The sequence below is a fragment of the Streptococcus sp. 27098_8_109 genome (assembly GCF_041432295.1).
Taxonomy (GTDB): domain Bacteria; phylum Bacillota; class Bacilli; order Lactobacillales; family Streptococcaceae; genus Streptococcus.
Genome location: NZ_JAPVZJ010000003.1, coordinates 93,347 through 111,306, shown reverse-complemented (window position 1 = coordinate 111,306; position 17,960 = coordinate 93,347). Strand labels below are relative to the sequence as shown.

14 protein-coding genes are annotated in these 17,960 nt (G+C 43.3%); 3 read left to right on the top strand and 11 right to left on the bottom strand.

Translation table 11 applies throughout. The annotated features are described in order from the left end of the window. Nucleotides 1–34 precede the first annotated feature (34 nt). Nucleotides 35–652, top strand: a complete 618-nt coding sequence (locus O3664_RS02330; RefSeq protein ID WP_033680594.1) for a TVP38/TMEM64 family protein — start codon at nucleotides 35–37, stop codon at nucleotides 650–652. A 318-nt stretch (nucleotides 653–970) separates the two neighbouring features. On the opposite strand, the gene scrK is transcribed toward O3664_RS02330, so the two are convergent. Together scrK and O3664_RS02320 are read right to left on the bottom strand one after the other, a co-directional pair. Beyond that, nucleotides 971–1,858, bottom strand: a complete 888-nt coding sequence (gene scrK / locus O3664_RS02325) for a fructokinase ScrK (protein WP_024057687.1) — start codon at nucleotides 1,856–1,858, stop codon at nucleotides 971–973. Between the two features lie 148 nt (nucleotides 1,859–2,006). Further along, complete coding sequence (locus tag O3664_RS02320; protein WP_371613579.1) at nucleotides 2,007–3,893, bottom strand: sucrose-specific PTS transporter subunit IIBC; 1,887 nt, start codon at nucleotides 3,891–3,893, stop codon at nucleotides 2,007–2,009. Nucleotides 3,894–4,272: 379 nt separating this feature from the next. On the opposite strand from O3664_RS02320, the gene O3664_RS02315 reads away from it, so the two are divergent. Both O3664_RS02315 and O3664_RS02310 read left to right on the top strand, forming a co-directional pair. Continuing rightward, nucleotides 4,273–5,727, top strand: a complete 1,455-nt coding sequence (locus O3664_RS02315; protein WP_261051197.1) for a glycoside hydrolase family 32 protein — start codon at nucleotides 4,273–4,275, stop codon at nucleotides 5,725–5,727. Next, a complete protein-coding gene (locus O3664_RS02310; RefSeq protein WP_000226009.1) occupies nucleotides 5,708–6,673 on the top strand; it encodes a LacI family DNA-binding transcriptional regulator in 966 nt (321 codons plus the stop codon). Before O3664_RS02315 ends, O3664_RS02310 begins: the two co-directional genes overlap by 20 nt. A gap of 35 nt (nucleotides 6,674–6,708) precedes the next feature. On the opposite strand, the gene O3664_RS02305 is transcribed toward O3664_RS02310, so the two are convergent. From O3664_RS02305 to O3664_RS02265, 9 genes are all read right to left on the bottom strand, one after another. Next, nucleotides 6,709–7,983: a hydroxymethylglutaryl-CoA reductase, degradative gene (locus O3664_RS02305; RefSeq protein WP_261051200.1), complete on the bottom strand. Its 1,275-nt coding sequence runs from the start codon at nucleotides 7,981–7,983 to the stop codon at nucleotides 6,709–6,711. Next, nucleotides 7,983–9,155: a hydroxymethylglutaryl-CoA synthase gene (locus tag O3664_RS02300; RefSeq protein ID WP_371613578.1), complete on the bottom strand. Its 1,173-nt coding sequence runs from the start codon at nucleotides 9,153–9,155 to the stop codon at nucleotides 7,983–7,985. The genes O3664_RS02305 and O3664_RS02300 overlap by 1 nt, the downstream gene beginning before the upstream one ends. Before the next feature lie 113 nt (nucleotides 9,156–9,268). After that, on the bottom strand, nucleotides 9,269–9,718 hold the full coding sequence (locus tag O3664_RS02295; protein WP_020901615.1) for a threonine/serine exporter family protein: 450 nt from the start codon (nucleotides 9,716–9,718) through the stop codon (nucleotides 9,269–9,271). A 1-nt stretch (nucleotide 9,719) separates the two neighbouring features. Beyond that, the gene (locus O3664_RS02290) at nucleotides 9,720–10,478 is read right to left on the bottom strand and encodes a threonine/serine exporter family protein (protein WP_084925579.1); all 759 of its coding nucleotides are present in this window, start codon (nucleotides 10,476–10,478) and stop codon (nucleotides 9,720–9,722) included. A 94-nt stretch (nucleotides 10,479–10,572) separates the two neighbouring features. Continuing rightward, complete coding sequence (pknB, locus tag O3664_RS02285) at nucleotides 10,573–12,471, bottom strand: Stk1 family PASTA domain-containing Ser/Thr kinase (protein ID WP_371613577.1); 1,899 nt, start codon at nucleotides 12,469–12,471, stop codon at nucleotides 10,573–10,575. After that, the gene (locus O3664_RS02280; protein ID WP_261051205.1) at nucleotides 12,468–13,208 is read right to left on the bottom strand and encodes a Stp1/IreP family PP2C-type Ser/Thr phosphatase; all 741 of its coding nucleotides are present in this window, start codon (nucleotides 13,206–13,208) and stop codon (nucleotides 12,468–12,470) included. Before O3664_RS02280 ends, pknB begins: the two co-directional genes overlap by 4 nt. 14 nt (nucleotides 13,209–13,222) lie before the next feature. After that, nucleotides 13,223–14,536: a 16S rRNA (cytosine(967)-C(5))-methyltransferase RsmB gene (gene rsmB / locus O3664_RS02275; RefSeq protein ID WP_261051206.1), complete on the bottom strand. Its 1,314-nt coding sequence runs from the start codon at nucleotides 14,534–14,536 to the stop codon at nucleotides 13,223–13,225. Then, entirely contained in the window at nucleotides 14,529–15,464 is a 936-nt protein-coding gene (gene fmt / locus O3664_RS02270) for a methionyl-tRNA formyltransferase (RefSeq protein ID WP_261051207.1), read from the bottom strand. The genes rsmB and fmt overlap by 8 nt, the downstream gene beginning before the upstream one ends. Before the next feature lie 12 nt (nucleotides 15,465–15,476). After that, nucleotides 15,477–17,873, bottom strand: a complete 2,397-nt coding sequence (locus tag O3664_RS02265) for a primosomal protein N' (protein ID WP_371613576.1) — start codon at nucleotides 17,871–17,873, stop codon at nucleotides 15,477–15,479. Nucleotides 17,874–17,960: the final 87 nt, after the last annotated feature.

The following is a 17,960-nucleotide window of genomic DNA, read 5'->3' as shown; positions in this document are numbered from 1 at the left end:
TATAGTAGAGTTATACTATCTATGAGGAGTTTACATGTCACAGGATAAACAAATGAAAGCTGTTTCTCCCCTTTTACAGCAAGTTATCAATATCTCATCGATTGTCGGTGGGGTTGGGAGTTTGATTTTCTGTATTTGGGCTTATCAGGCTGGGGTTTTACAGTCTAAGGAAACCCTCTCTGCCTTTATCCAGCAGGCAGGCATCTGGGGGCCACCTCTCTTTATCTTTTTACAGATTTTACAGACGGTCGTTCCTATCATTCCTGGGGCCTTGACTTCGGTGGCTGGGGTCTTTATCTACGGTCACATCATCGGGACTATCTACAACTATATCGGCATCGTGATTGGCTGTGCCATTATCTTTTATCTGGTGCGCCTCTATGGGGCTGCCTTTGTCCAGTCTGTCGTCAGCAAGCGTACCTATGACAAGTATATCGGCTGGTTGGATAAAGGAAATCGTTTTGACCGTTTCTTTATCTTTATGATGATTTGGCCCATTAGTCCAGCTGACTTTCTCTGTATGCTGGCCGCCCTGACCAAGATGAGCTTCAAGCGTTATATGATCATCATCGTTCTGACCAAACCCTTTACCCTCGTGGTTTATACCTACGGTCTGACCTATATTATCGACTTTTTCTGGCAAATGCTTTGATATGTAAAAAATCCGTTTGGTTTCCCAAGCGGATTTTTAAAGCGTAGATTGACTATGGCTTGATGCTAAATATACTTTAGTATGGAAATCATGCCTATTTTTCTATAGTGAGGCGAGGACTTACCTAGACTTTCCGCCGTGATAGAAACACCTGAAATCTAATGTTTCAGGTGTTCGGAAACTTTGAGACATTAGGCTCAAAGTTTAGGTATGGAATTTCGAAGAAAGTCGCTACCGTCCGTAATCACTTAAGGAAAGGCTTAAAAATATTGTTTTCAACCACAAAATCCGTTTGGTTGCCCAAGCGGATTTTGTGCTTTATTTTGAAACTTCTTTTGCAAGAACAAAGTTTCCAAGAGTAGCAGAACCATTTCCTGCGACTGCTGGTGTCACGATGTAGTCACGCACATCTGGTACTGGTAGGTAGCCATTAAGAAGAGATGTAAATTTCTCACGGACACGGTCCAGCATGTGTTGTTGAGCCATGACCCCTCCACCAAAGACAATCACGTCTGGTCGGAAAGTCACTGTCGCATTAACCGCAGCTTGAGCGATATAGTAGGCTTGAACATCCCAAACAGGGTTGTTGAGTTCAATATTTTCCCCACGAACACCTGTACGAGCTTCCAAACTTGGACCAGCTGCATAGCCTTCCAGACATCCCTTATGGAAAGGACAAACACCCTTAAATTCTTTTTCAATATCCATTGGGTGTCTAGCAACATAGTAGTGACCCATCTCAGGGTGACCCACACCGCCGATAAACTCACCACGTTGGATGACACCTGCACCGATACCTGTACCGATTGTGTAGTAAACCAAGTTTTCGATACGAGCACCAGCATTATTACGAGCAACCACTTCACCATAAGCAGAGCTGTTTACGTCTGTAGTGAAGTACATTGGCACGTTTAGGGCGCGACGAAGGGCACCAAGCAAGTCCACATTTGCCCAGTTTGGTTTTGGAGTCGTCGTGATAAAGCCATAAGTTTTTGAGTTTTTATCAATATCAATCGGACCAAATGAACCAACTGCAAGACCAGCAAGGTTATCGAATTTTGAGAAGAACTCGATGGTTTTATCGATTGTTTCGATTGGAGTTGTTGTTGGAAATTGTGTTTTTTCCACAACGTTAAAGTTTTCATCACCGACAGCACAGACAAACTTTGTACCGCCCGCTTCCAAGCTTCCATATAATTTTGTCATGATAAACCTCTTGTTTTTATTTTCTTTATTATAGCATATTTCGAAAGTCTAAATTTCTCTATTTTTTAGATTTTCCTCTGTAAATCTTACCATTCAAGCAAAAACGAACAAACATGTCATTTGTTCGTTTTCATTTTGAGAGGATTGATTAGATTTTCACTTCGATCACAGCATCCCCCTTCGCAACTGAACCTGTTGCGACTGGAGCTACTGAAGCGTAGTCAGCTGTATTTGTAACGATAACCATTGTTGTATCATCAAGTCCAGCTGCAGCGATTTTGTTTGAGTCAAATGTTCCAAGAATATCGCCTGCTTTCACCTTGTCACCTTGAGCAACTTTTGCTTCAAAGCCTTCACCATTCATAGATACAGTGTCAATACCAACGTGAATCAAAACTTCAGCACCATCAGTTGTTTTCAAACCAAAAGCGTGTCCTGTTGGAAAGGCAATTGAAACTTCAGCATCAGCTGGTGCATATACCACACCTTGACTTGGTTTCACAGCGATACCTTGTCCCATAGCTCCACTTGAGAAGACTGGATCATTGACATCAGCAAGAGCTACAACATCACCGACGATAGGAGTTACAAGTGTTTCATTTTGAAGAGTTGCTGGAATGTTACCAGTTGTTTCTTCTTGGACCAAACGTTCTGTCTCTACTTCAGTAGCAACTTCTTTTTCATCCTCGTAACCAAACATGTAAGTGAGGGCAAAACCAAGTGCAAATGATACGGCTACCATGAGAAGATATTGTGCAAGTTGTCCGTTACCGATGTAAAGCATTGTACCAGGGATGACGGTGATACCATTACCAGTACCAGCAAGTCCAAGGATAGAAGCCAATCCACCACCGATTGCACCAGCAATCAATGAAAGGAAGAATGGTTTACGGAAGCGCAAGTTCACCCCGAAGATAGCAGGCTCTGTAATACCGAGGAAGGCTGAAAGAGCTGCTGGGAAAGCAAGTGTTTTAAGTTTAGGATTTTTAGTTTTCACACCAACGGCTACTGTCGCAGCACCTTGAGCAGTCATGGCAGCTGTGATGATAGCGTTGAATGGGTTAGCATGGTCAGCAGCAAGCAATTGAACTTCAAGCAAGTTGAAGATGTGATGAACACCTGATACGACGATTAATTGGTGAACTCCACCAATCAAGAAACCACCAAGTCCGAATGGCAAGTTAAGAATAGCTTTTGTTCCAATGAGGATGTAACTTTCAACAACGTGGAAGACTGGTCCGATAACAAACAATCCAAGGATTGACATTACAAGGAGTGTTACGAACGGTGTTACCAAGAGGTCAAGTACATCTGGAACAACTTTACGAACAGCTTTTTCAAATTTAGCTCCGACAACCCCGATGATGAAGGCTGGAAGAACTGAACCTTGCAAACCTACAACTGGGATAAATCCGAAGAACTGCATTGCAGTTACTTCACCACCAGAAGCAACAGCCCAGGCATTTGGAAGTGAGTCAGATACGAGCATCATACCAAGGACGATACCAACGGCTGGGTTACCACCGAATACACGGAAGGTTGACCAAACAACCAATCCTGGCAAGATAATAAAGGCTGTATCAGTCAAGATTTGAGTGTAAGTTGTCACATCTTCTGGAAGTGTCATCCCAAGAGCAGTCAAGAGACCACGAACACCCATGAAGAGACCAGTTGCTACGATAACTGGAATGATTGGAACGAAGACGTCACCGAAAGTACGGATGGCACGTTGGAACCAATTTCCTTGTTTAGCAGCTTCTGCCTTCATCTCATCCTTAGATGATGTTGGCAAGCCAAGAGCTACGACTTCATCGTACATCTTGTTTACTGTACCTGTACCAAAGATGATTTGGTATTGACCTGAGTTAAAGAAAGCACCTTGAACTTTTTCCAAGTTCTCAATAGCATCTTTGTTAATCTTCGCTTCATCTTTAACCATAACACGAAGGCGAGTCGCACAGTGAGCAACACTGTTGACATTTTCACGTCCGCCCAAGGCATCGATGACTTTTTTTGCAATTTCCTGATTGTTCATTTGCAAAAATCTCCTTATATAAAATTTTGTTCTTGTTTGAAAGCGATTTTATTCGCCCTACGACTATTATTTTATCATGTTTTAGAAATATGTCAAGCGTTTTGCAGAAAAATATTCTATCCACTTAGTGGACACACTTCAAATTGATTGCTTTCGACTGTTTTATCAGGTTTTCCTTAAAAAAATAAGTTTAAAATCTTGGTCAAAAGTGGTTTTACTTCATTATCTTTCATATTTTCCTGAAAATTTGATTGGTTTCCTGCATTTATTTTATGATAAACGTTTGACAGTTTTTCCTCTTTTTTAACATAAAAGGCTTGCTTTTTTTCCCGAAAACGGTTACTATTAAAAGTGATAAGATTTTTGGAGGAATGAAAAAATGGAATGGACTACTGAGCGTCGTTACAGACTTTATCAAGACTGGACGCAAGAAGAAATTCAAAATATTAAGGAAAATATGGCACAATCTCCATGGCATACTCATTACCATGTTGAGCCAAAAACAGGACTTCTCAACGACCCAAATGGCTTTTCTTACTTTGATGGAAAGTGGATTGTTTTTTATCAGAACTTTCCTTTTGGTGCAGCCCACGGTTTGAAATCTTGGGTGCAATTGGAAAGCGAGGACTTGGTTCATTTCACAGAAACTGGGGTCAAAGTTTTGCCTGATACTCCATTAGATAGCCACGGTGCCTACTCTGGTTCTGCTATGCAGTTTGGCGATAACTTGTTCCTATTTTATACAGGAAATGTCCGCGATGAAAACTGGATCCGTCACCCTTACCAGATTGGGGCTTTGATGGATAAGGATGGCAAGATTACAAAGATTGACAAAATCTTGATTGACCAGCCAGCTGACTCAACTGACCACTTCCGTGACCCACAAATTTTTAACTTTAAGGGTCAATACTATGCTATCGTCGGTGGACAGGACTTGGAGAAAAAAGGTTTCGTCCGTCTCTACAAGGCTGTAGACAACGACTATACAAACTGGCAAGCCGTTGGCAACCTTGACTTTGCTAACGACCGTACTGCCTACATGATGGAATGTCCAAATCTGGTCTTTGTAGGGGAACAACCTGTCCTCCTCTACTGTCCACAAGGATTGGATAAGAAAGTTCTAGACTACGATAATATCTATCCAAATATGTATAAGATTGGGGCTTCCTTTGACCCTGAAAATGCCAAAATGGTAGATGTGTCTCAACTTCAAAACATGGATTATGGTTTCGAAGCCTATGCAACTCAAGCCTTCAACGCTCCTGATGGACGTGCTCTAGCTGTTAGCTGGCTTGGCTTGCCAGATGTTTCTTACCCTTCTGACCGTTTTGACCACCAAGGAACCTTCTCTTTGGTCAAGGAACTCACTATCAAAGACGGCAAACTCTACCAATATCCTGTCTCAGCCATCAAAGAACTTCGTTCTTCTGAAGAGATCTTCTCAAATCGTACTCAAACCAAAAACACCTATGAGCTCGAGCTCAACTTGGAAGCCAATAGCCAGAGCGAGATTGTCTTACTTGCTGATAAAGAAGGCAAGGGACTTTCAATCAACTTTGACCTTGTAAATGGTCAAGTGACAGTGGATCGTAGCCAGGCTGGTGAACAATATGCTCAAGAATTTGGAACAACTCGTTCTTGCCCAATCGATAACCAGGCTACTACTGCTACAATTTTCATTGATAACTCTGTCTTTGAAATTTTCATCAATAAAGGAGAAAAAGTATTTTCTGGTCGTGTCTTCCCACATGCGGAGCAAAATGGTATCCTCATCAAGTCTGGAAACCCAACTGGAACTTACTATGAATTAGATTATGGTCGCAAAACTAACTGATGTCGCCAAACTTGCAGGCGTCAGCCCTACTACCGTTTCTCGGGTTATCAATAAAAAAGGCTATTTATCAGAAAAAACCATTCAAAAGGTCAATGAAGCCATGCGAGAATTGGGCTACAAACCCAACAACCTGGCTCGTAGTCTACAAGGAAAGTCCGCTAAGTTAATCGGCTTGATTTTCCCCAATATTTCCAACGTTTTCTATGCAGAATTGATTGATAAACTGGAACACCAACTCTTCAAAAATGGTTACAAGACCATCATCTGCAACAGTGAGCATGATTCTGAAAAGGAACGCGAGTACATCGAAATGTTGGAAGCCAATCAGGTGGACGGCATCATTTCTGGTAGTCACAACTTGGGAATTGAAGACTACAATCGCGTGACAGCGCCGATTATTTCCTTTGACCGAAACCTATCGCCAGACATTCCAGTCGTTTCCTCTGACAACTACGCTGGTGGGGTTCTTGCTGCCCAGACCTTAGTCAAGACAGGAGCCCAGTCTATCATTATGATTACAGGGAATGACAATTCTAATTCACCAACTGGACTACGCCACGCTGGTTTTGCATCTGTACTCCCCAAAGCTCCTATTATCAATGTTTCCAGTGACTTTTCTCCTGTCAGAAAAGAAATGGAAATCAAGAATATCTTGACCCGACAAAAGCCTGATGCCATCTTTGCTTCGGATGATTTGACAGCTATTCTGGTCATTAAAATTGCTCAAGAACTGGGCATTTCTGTCCCTGAAGAGCTTAAAGTCATCGGCTATGATGGCACCTACTTTATCGAGAATTACTATCCTCAACTGGCTACTATTAAGCAACCTTTGGAAGAGATTGCCTGCCTCACTGTTGACCTCCTCTTGCAAAAGATCGAAGGCAAGGAAGTCGCGACAACTGGTTACTTTTTACCAGTTACATTATTACCAGGAAAAAGCATTTAAGTACAAGAAAACTCAGACCAATTCGTCTGAGTTTTTTATGATCTTAAGTTTTCTAGATAACGCTGGGCAGTCTCTAGGTTAAAGGTTTTATCTGCGATGAGGCGCTCGACTAGGGAAGCTACCTCGGACTCACTGGCACCTGCGAGAAGTGCCAAAGATTTAGCCTGCAATTTCATATGGCCTTGCTGGATGCCTGTACTCACCAAGGCTTTGAGGGCCGCAAAGTTTTGGGCAAGTCCGATAGACACGATAAGCTGGGCTAATTCTTTGGCAGAAGGATTTCCCAGTAGTTCATGACTGAGGGCTACACGAGGGTTGAGACCGATAGAGCCGCCCTTGGTCGCCACAGGCATGGGCAGGGTCATCTCACCGACCAATTCTTCTCTTTCAAGGTCCAGCGTCCATTGACTAAGACCTTGATAGTGTCCATCTCGACTAGCAAAGGCATGGGCTCCAGCCTCAATGGCACGCCAGTCATTACCAGTAGCAATCAAAATCGCATCAATACCGTTAAATATCCCTTTATTGTGGGTAGTGGCTCGATAAGGATCAGCTTGCGCAAATTGGCTAGCCAACGCAATTTTCTCCGCAATGTCTCGTCCTTGATCCTTCTGGCGACTCAAGTAGCGAAAAGCGATACGACAACTTGCAGTCACCAGAGAATCGGTCGCGTAATTAGACAGAATTCCCATGAGACTCTGTCCCTGACTGAGTTCTTCTAAGACTGGTTTCAAGGCTTCCAGCATGGTGTTGAGCATATTAGCACCCATGGCTTCCTGGGTATCGACATGGAGATAAACAACGAGAAAGTCTGTTTCACCTTTGATCTGTTCTACATGCAAATCACGCGCCCCACCTCCTCGTTTAACGATAGAAGGATAGGCTTGATTGGCAAGTTCCAAGAGCTCAGTCTTTTTGTTTGTAATCTTCTCTTGAGCTTGTTCAGGTTCAGCAACTTGATAAAGAGCTACCTGCCCAATCATCTGGCGCTGATGAACCTGAGCAGTAAAGCCACCTGCTCGCTTGATGATTTTACTTGCATAGCTGGCCGCAGCAACCACGGACGGTTCTTCTGTCACATAGGGAACTGTGTATTCCTGACCATTGACAAGGACCTCTGGAACCAGCGAATAAGGCAGAGAAAAAGTTCCCACCACATTCTCACTCAGCTGGTCTGCCACAGTCACACTTATCTGTTCATCCTGCTCCAAACTCACTTGCTTCTCAGGACTAAGGAGCGCCTGAGCTTGTAACAACTCGAGGCGCTCTTGGTATGATTTTTTAGAAAATCCATTCCAACTTATCTTCATTATTTTTCAACCTTGCTATAACGGCGTTGGTGGTCAACAATTTCAACCAAGGCAAAATCTTGATTTTCATAGCCAGAAAACTGGGTAGAATTTGTTTCATCTAAGTCTACTTCCTCAAAGAAGACTTTTTCATAGTCTGCAACAGACAGGGCAGTTCGTTGGTTGAGCTTGTTCAAACGGTCTTTATCCAGATAAGCTTCATATCCTTCAACCAATTCACCACTGAAGAACTCAGCCACAGCCCCACTTCCATAACTATAAAGGGCAATTTTATCTCCAGCCTTCAAGCTATCTGTATTTTCCAAGAGAGACAAGAGTCCAAGGAAAAGTGAACCTGTGTAGATATTCCCCACCTTTTGACTGTATAGAATAGACTGGTCAAAATGGTTTTGCAAGAGGTCTTTTTTCTCTTGAGGCAGGCTCTTATCCATGATTTTTTTCAAGCCTTTTAGTGCTAATTTAGGATAGGGCAAGTGGAAACAAACAGCCGCAAAATCATCTAAAGTAAGCTGGTAGCGTTTTTGATATTCAAGCCAAGTCGTTTTCAAACTATCCAAATATTGTTGGGTAGAATAAACACCATTTACATAAGGGGTTGTTGAGTAATTTGGACGCCAGAAATCCATGATGTCACGAGTCTGAGCCACATTGTCATTATTAAAGGCCATAATGCGTGGATTTTGTGTAATCAACATAGCCACACTTCCAGCACCCTGAGTTGGTTCTCCTGGAGTTTCAATACCGTACTTGGCAATATCACTAGCAATGACCAATACCTTGGACTCTGGAGAATTTTCCACATGTAATTTGGCATAATGAAGGGCAGCTGTCGCTCCATAGCAGGCTTCTTTAATCTCAAAACTACGAGCAAAGGGCTGGATGCCCAGCAAACCATGTACAAAGACGGCCGCAGCTTTACTCTGGTCAATTCCTGACTCAGTAGCCACAATGACCATATCAATTTCTGCTCTTTCTTGCTCAGTTAAAATAGAATCACTTGCACTGGCTGCCAAGGTCACGATATCCTCAGTTAGAGGCGCAATACTCAATTCCTTGAGTAAGAGTCCTTTACTTAATTTTTCAGGGTCAATTCCCCTCGCTTCTGCTAAGTCTTGTAATTTCAAGACATATTGACTGGTCGCAAAACCAATCTTATCAATACCGATTGTCATATTTACCTCTGTTTTATCATTCATTGTAAAAAATCGTTCTATACTATTTTATCACAAATAGCAGTAAAAGAGAGAAAAAAGACTTGATTCACCAAATCAAGTCCCTTATTATTCTAACCATTATGCTGTTTTCGTAAGTGAGAATAAAGTCTGAGAATCACTGTTCCACTAGCCATTCCAATGGAAATCACCAAAGCCAACATAACAACTAAGGTTGCACTAGCAATGGCATGACTGTAATCTCCCGTCACAAAAAAGGCAGTTGTCCGATAGGAGAGATAACCCGGAACCAGAGGTGCCAAGATGGCCAAGATAAAGACCACAGCAGGTGTCTTATAAAGAATACTTAAAATCTGGCTGACACAAGAACCGATAATGGCTGCAATAAAAGTAGCCACAATAACATTGGTCGGTTCCTTGAGCAAAAGATAAATTAGCCAGACAGCCATGCCCAAAATTCCTCCTGGTAAGAGCATAGAACGTTGCACATTGAGTACGATTAAAAAAGTGATGATAGCAAGAAGACTTGCTACTGCTTGTAATAAAAAGGTTGTTAGTGTCATATTAATTCATCAATACCAAGGCGACAGAAGTTCCTGCCCCTAAAGCAAGGGTAATGAGCAGGGATTCAAACATCTTACTCATACCAGAGTTTATGTGGTTGGTCATAATATCACGAACCGCATTGGTCAAGGCAATTCCTGGTACAAACGGCATGACCGCACCAGCTATAATCAAATCTGCTGTTGAGGGAAAACCTGTGTAGCGAGCCCAAAACTGGGCTATCATCCCAAAGACAAAGGCTCCAGCAAAGGCTGTCACAAAGGGAATTCGGATAAACTTCTCCACATAGAGGGAAAAGGCAAAACCAAATAAGGTCGCCACTCCTGCCCCAAGTGCGTCGTAGATATTTCCACTAAACATAATTGAAAAGAAAGGAGCACTAAAGGTCGCAGCCAAAGTTACCTGCAACTTAGTATAGGGAAGAGGTTGAGCTTGCAAGGCCGTCAATTGCTTAAAGGCTGTTTCTAAATCAAGCTTTCCACCTACTAACTGACGAGAAATCTGATTCACATCGCAGACTTTTTCAATGTTATAAGAAGAGGAAGTCACGCGTTTCATTCGCGAAATATTGGTATTTTCAATCGAGAAAAAGATAGCGGCAGGCATGGCAAGAACATTGCAATCCACAATCCCCTGCGAATGCGCAATACGGATCATGGTATCTTCTACACGATGAATCTCTGAGCCACTTTTGAGAAGAATGGTTCCAGCTAACATAATCACATCGATGACGGCATTTAATTCTCTTGATTCTTCCATGCGTTCCTCCTTTTATCAACTCCTTCTATTCTATCACAAATCCGGACTCAAAAAAAATCTTTGCCATGAAATCATGACAAAGATTCTAGTATCACTATGGATTATCTGGGGAAGTATCTCCTCGTTGTGAATTACCTTGCGAGTTTCCTTGTGTTGGGGAGGTTTCTGCATTCCCCGGCTCGTTAGGTTTCCGAGAAGAACTAGACGACGAAGAGGATGAGGATGAAGATGTTGAAGAAGTACGAGTTTGTTTTGCTTTATAAATAGAAATTTTAACACGAGTAGTGCTCAAGTCTACTTTTTCGCCTGCCTTTGGACTTTGCTCTACAACAGTCCCCTCAGCAGTTCCTTCAGGAGCTTTAGACACTTCTACAACTTCGATATTAGCTTTTTTAACGTCATATATCTCTGTAAGATTATTGACTGCAAATTCTCGGCTAGAACCAATATAGCTTGGCATTGAAATAGAATTTACTTTTTTAGCAACTGTCAAAACTATTTGAGTTGCCTTGCTAAGATCATAGGTTGTTCCTTCCGGTAAACTTTGTTTCATGATTGTACCAGCTTCGATTTCGTTGGATTCTTCTTCCTCAATCTTAATTAGATTTTCTGGAACCTTCTTACCCTTCAATTCTGCCACTACATCACTGGACTTTCTTCCGAGATAATTTCCAAGTTGGAAGGATTGCTGACCAGAAGACACAATCAAATTAATTTTTGTTCCTTCTTTGCGTGTCGTACCAGCGTCAGGATCGGTACGAATAACCCGACCTTCTTCAACCTTATCACTGGCCTCTGATTTTTCTTCACCAACCTCAAAATTGGCTTTCTTAAGCGCTTCTTTAGCTTCCGCAACCGTCTGACCTGCCACCTTTGGAACGGCAATGGTAGCGGGCGTTCTATATAAAATCCATACCAAAGATGCCACAACCAACAAGAAGGTCGCAAATAAAATTGGATAACGTGCTTTCATACGACGGCGTTTGGTTGGCTTTGGACTAGGTACTGGTTTTTCTGTCTGATGAGGCTGGGGCTTAGGTTGAGGTCTTCCCTCTTGTACCGGAGCTTTAGGAATAGAAGTCAAGGTACTTTGTGGAACTTTAGGAAGAGTTTTAGTATCTGCCTTAGTCGCATCTTCAAAGACTAGCTTTGGTTCATTACGACGATTATAAGACAAACTACTCGACAAATCCACATACATTTCAGCGACTGATTTGTAGCGATCTGTCAATTTCTTAGCAGTTGCCTTGATAACAACATTTTCTAATGCCTGAGGCACAGATGGATTTTCAGCTATAACCGACGGCAGAGGTTTCTGGAAATGCTGGAGGGCGATGGTTACCGCACTATCCCCATCGTAAGGAATATGACCTGTCAGCATCTCATAGAAAATAATCCCCATGGCATAGATATCACTCTGCACAGTTGCTTTAGAACCACGCGCCTGCTCTGGCGATAAATAATGAACGGAACCCAGCATTGAGTTGGTCTGAGTCAAACTCGTCTCTGCAAAGGCTACTGCAATCCCAAAGTCTGTAACCTTGGCAGTCCCATCTGGGGTCAAAAGGATATTTTGCGGTTTCAAATCCCTGTGAACAATTCCTCGAGTATGGGCTAAGCGCATAGCCAAGAGGATTTGTCCCATGATTCGAACCGCTTCTTCATTTGAAAGAGGGTGATGTTCCTTGATATAGCGTTTGAGGTCTAATCCAGCAACATATTCCATTGCAAGATACTGTTGTCCCTCTTCTTCACCGATATCTGTAATCCGAACGATATGAGGATGGTCCAGATCCGCCATGGCTCTCGCTTCCCGCTGGAAACGCGCCACAGCAATCGGGTCTGTCTGGTAGTTGGTTCTCAGGACCTTTACTGCCACTTCTTCCCCGTCTAGAATCAAATCTTTAGCCAAGTAAACATCTGCCATGCCTCCTCGACCAATCTGTTTGAGAATCCGATACCGCCCGGCAAAAATCTTGCCGATTTGGATCATTCTGTTTCCTCCTCAGTAACAGCAATAAGGGCAACTGTGATGTTGTCTAAACCACCCGCATTGTTGGCAAAACGGATCAAGGTTGCTGCCTTATCTGCCAAAGGAATATCACTGGTTACAATATCATAGATCTCACTTCCTGAAATCATATTTGTTAATCCATCACTATTAAGTAGGAGATAGTCTCCCGGCTCAAGGGTAATCATTCCAAAATCAGGCTGAATTTCATCTTTTTGACCGATTGACTGGGTAATAATATTTTTCTGTGGGTGGCTAGCTGCTTCTTCAGGTGTCAATTGACCTGCCTTGAGCAATTCATTGACCAAGGAATGATCGCTCGTTAACTGGTGGTATTCTTCTCCACGAATTAAACCAATACGAGAATCTCCAACGTGGGCATAAATAGCCTGATTGTCAATAATGGCTACAGCCTCAAGAGTTGTTCCCATTCCTTTATAGGCTTCATCTTGCCCCAATTGGTTAATCTTTTTATTTTCCATCTCAAGGTTGTTAGCAAACCATTCACGCACCTCGTTGATGGTATCAATTTGGGTATCTACCCAAGCGATACCTAAATCTGTAACCGCCATTTCACTCGCGATATTTCCTGCACGGTGTCCTCCCATCCCGTCAGCTAAGATAATCATAGTACGACCTGCTCTGTTGACGTAGTGGTTGACATAGTCTTGGTTATTTGTTCGTTTTTGACCAACATCCGTTAATATTGAAATTTCCATATGTCAGTTCCTTCCTAATCCGATATCTTGCGAAATTGGCTGATGAAAAATCCATCACTTCCATACAATTCAGGTGTAATGAGAATACAACCATCTTTCATGATATCCTTACATTCATGTTCTAGTTTTACCTGCTCAAATTCAGGATGACTTTCTAAAAATGCCTGAACGACTTGAAAGTTCTCCTCTGAGACAATAGTACAGGTACTATAAGTTATTATACCACCTTTGCGTAGTGTTTGACAAACACTACCTAATATTTCTAGCTGAATTTCCTGTAAGGACGTGAAATCTGCCGTTTCTTTATTGTATTTGATATCTGGTTTCCGGCGCAGCAGACCGATTCCTGAACAGGGAGCATCCACCAAAATCTTATCAAAAGAATTCTTACCAAAAAACTCATGCACCTTTCTGGCATCTAATTTTTGCGTTTGAACTCGGTCTGCAACTCCTAGACGTTGGGCATTTTCTTGGATTAAGTCCAACTTATGGTCGTACAAGTCCAGAGCAGTAACCTGACCTGTCGTTAGATAAGAGGCTATATGGGCTGTTTTCCCACCTGGAGCCGCACAGGCATCTAGAACCTGCTCACCACCTTGTAAATCAAGAGTGGGAGCAACCAGCTGACTAGACTCGTCTTGGATAGTAATAGCCCCCTCTGAAAATAGGTCATGGCCTGCAAAATGCCCCTGCTCCTTGACGAGACCAAAAACAGACAAAGGTGAATCACTGGCCTCCAACAAGACTTGGATTTCTTCTTTTCGTCCTAGGTCCGTTACACGAATACTGGCCTTGTTGCGCACCAAAAGACTTTCAAAAATAGCTTGCGCTCGCTCCTCTCCGTATTCTTCCTTGAGCTTGGCAACTAGCCAAACTGGGAGAGAATAGGCAATGGAATCACGCTTGTTTTTTCGTTTGATGCTGGTGATATCTGGCCAGCCTTCACGTAGAATACGACGAAGGACGGCGTTGACCAATTTTTCACTGCCTTTTTTACGGACTTTGGCCAATTCTACTGCTTCATTGACCACAGCATGGTCTGGAATCTTGTCCAAATAGCGGAGCTGGTAAGCACTCATGAGAAGAAGGACATAAAGCCAACTATCTAACTGGTCTCTGTCTTCGATAAAGTGTGATAGGTACCATTCCAGAGTCAGTTTACGGGCTACCGTTCCATAGACCAGCTCGGTCACCAAGCCCTTGTCTGCTGCCGAAAGTTGACTTCCCTTGAGATGCTTATTTAAGGCGATATTTGAGTATGCTTGATTGATAAAAACATCCTCTAATACTGCTAGGGCTAAACTTCTAGCCGTTTCTACTTTAGTCACCAAATCGTTCTCCTACAGTCAATGTCCGTCCAACTCCATTGAGGAAGGAAGCAATGTCCATCTTAGGCTTACCAGCAGGCTGAACTTGTTTGAGAGACAAAGCTCCTTCAGCCGTTGCGACAATCAATTCTTTCTTGCCAATAGAGAGAATCTCACCTGGATTTCCCTGACCTTCTACTGGTAGTGATTCATAAATTTTAAAGCGGTCGCCCTTAAGGAAAGTATGGGCAACAGGCCAGGGGTTCATTCCACGGATTTGGTTGAAAAGTTGACGATTGCTTTTATTCCAGTCCAGTTTTTCTTCTTCTGGCTTGATATTTGGCGAGAAAGTAACCTGACTTGGATCCTGCGCTTCAGGTTTGATATCACCAGCAATATAGGCAGGCAAAGTATCCAAAAGCAAATCACGACCAACTAGCGCCAATTTCTCAAACAAGGTGCCGACATTGTCCTCATCCGTAATCGGAATACTACGACGAGAAATCATATCTCCTGCATCCATTTCCTTAACCATTTCCATAATGGTCACACCAGCTTCCTCATCCCCTTGAATCAAGGCATAATGGATAGGCGCACCACCACGGTGTTTAGGAAGGAGGGAGGCGTGAACATTGACAGCAAAGTCCATGCTATCAAGGAGTTTACTTGGGAGAAACTGCCCAAAAGCAGCAGTCACAATTCCATCTGCTCCTAGCTGCATAATAGTTTCCATCTCTGGACTTCCAGATAGTTTTTCAGGTTGGTAGATAGGAAGTCCTGCCTCTTTGGCAGCTTGTTTAACTGGGGTTTCCTGGATCACTTTTTTACGGCCGACGGCACGGTCTGGCTGGGTCACAACGGCTAGAATTTCGTAACGGTCATCTGTCAAAAGCCCTTTTAAAACTGTTGCTGAAAAGTCGGGTGTCCCCATAAAGATTAATTTTGTCATATCTTCTCCTTCTTATAAAAATTGCTGTGGCTCATGGTCAATGCTGAGACGAAGCTCACTATTTTCCCGTTCTTGAGTCAAGGCCAAGACCTGGTTGAGGGTCGGCCCCAGCTCATCTTCTAAACGGTATTTAATCAAAATCTGGTAATGATAGAGGTTGTGGGTACGGGCAATAGGTTTGGGCGTTGGCCCAAGGATGTTACTGGTTTCAGACAAACCTGACCGCAAAATGTTCATAACTTCATAAGCACGTTTGACCACCTCTTCTTCTTTCTTATGAGAAAGGGTAATGCCAATGGTGAAATAGTAAGGTGGATAACCAAGTTGTCGTCTGATTCCCATTTCATAGGCATAAAAACCTTCGTAGTCCTGATCCTTGGCAAATCGAATAGCGTAGTGCTGAGGATTGTAAGACTGGATCAAGACCTGCCCAGCTTTTTCCGCACGACCTGCCCGGCCTGCAACCTGAGTCAAAAGTTGGAAGGTTCTCTCAGAAGAACGGAAGTCAGGCAAATTCAAAGCCGTATCCGCATTGAGCACTCCGACCAAAGTCACATTGGGAAAATCCAATCCCTTGGCAATCATCTGAGTACCAAGTAAAATATCTGCTTCTCCTCGCCCAAACTGGTCAAGAAGAGCTTGGTGACTACCTTTCTTACGAGTCGTGTCCACATCCATCCGCAAAATACGGGCTTGCGGAAAGAGTTCTGCCAGCTCGTCATAAGCCTTCTGAGTTCCTGTCCCATAGTAACGAATACTGCGACTCTTACAGTTAGGACAGACCTGAGGAATGTCTTTCGAAAAACCACAATAATGGCAGTTCATGGTCTTGGTATCCATGTGCAAGGTCAAAGAAATGTCACAGTTAGGACAAGTATCCACCGTCCCACACTCCCGACACATGACAAAGCTAGAATAACCACGACGATTGAGCATAAGAACCACCTGCTCTTTTTTAGCCAGACGATCTTGAATAGCTTCTAACAAAGGTGGCGTAAAGTTTGACGTCTCATTTTGTCCGATATAGTCTCGAAAGTCAATTACTTGAACCTCAGGGATCCTAGCCAAAGGATTGGCACGTTGGGTCAGACGTAAATGTTGATAAACGCCTTTACCAGCCCGAGCACGGCTTTCCAGACTAGGAGTTGCTGAACCAAGTACCAGAACTGCTTGATTATACTGAGCCCGTAAAATGGCTACTTCTCTGGCATGGTAACGGGGATTGCTGTCCTGCTTATAAGTCGCTTCATGCTCTTCATCAATAATCATGACACCCAGATTTTTCAGTGGAGCAAAAATGGCAGATCTAGCACCCACAACAACTTGGGCATCTCCGCGTTCCACCTTGCGCCATTCATCATACTTTTCACCATTGGATAGGCCTGAATGAAGAATGGCCACCTTGTCCCCAAAACGTGCTATAAAACGCTCCGTCATCTGTGGAGTCAGGGAAATCTCAGGCACCAGCAAAATAGCTGTCTTGCCCTTGTCCAAGGCCCCTTGGATAATCTGCAAGTAAACCTCCGTCTTCCCGCTTCCTGTAATCCCTTGAAGGAGGAAGGGAGGCTGATGACTGCCAACCGCACTGACAACCGCATCAAGCGCCTGCCTTTGCTCTGGATTCAACTCCAAAGGCTGACTTGCTTCAATTCCTTCAAAATAAGCAGCCGAGCGTTGGACTTCCTTTTGAACTATAGTAACAGCACCTTGTTCTACAAAGAAGTTGACTTGCTCCCGTGAGTAGGACTCTAGCAAACTAGCCAAGGAAGCACTCTCAGGATGAGACAGCAAATAGTCTCTCAATTCCAACTTTTTCTTGGCGCGAGCAGAAATCTCTACACCTTCTAACTGAACAAGGTCTACCTCATACCAAGACTGGGTCTTGACCTTCTTTTGATCAATCGCCTGATATTCTAGACCAAGCAGGCCTTTTCTAGTCAAACGCATCATTTCAGCTTGCTTACCTAAATCTAGAGAAGAAAATGCAAGTGAATCTTCTGAACCAAACAAGCGCTCTCGGTCTTCCTGACTCAGACCTGCCAGAGGATAGAGAATCTTGTCATAGCTGGAGTTCAGAAATCCTGGTAGCATAGCCTTGAGGATGGAGATTTTATAGGAGAAGACGGACTTGCGTAACTCCTCAGCAAGCCAGAGTTGTTCTCGCGTGAGCACAGGAGAAAAATCCAGCACCTCCGCAATATCTTTTAAATCTTGATTAGCCTCTTCTGCATCTGGTTGGGACTCCAAACCAAGAACAATCCCTTGAATCAGGCGATTGCCCTTACCAAAAGGTACATGGACCCGCATCCCAACTTCCAGCATTCCCTCAAATTCCTCCGGAATCCTATAACTATAGGGTTGGTCCGTCTGCATCAAAGGCACATCTACGATAATCTTGGCTATGGTCATCTTCTCACCTCCTCCTTGTCATACTCTTCGAAAATCAAATTCAAACCACGTCAGCGTCGCCTTACCGTACTCAAGTACAGCTTGCGG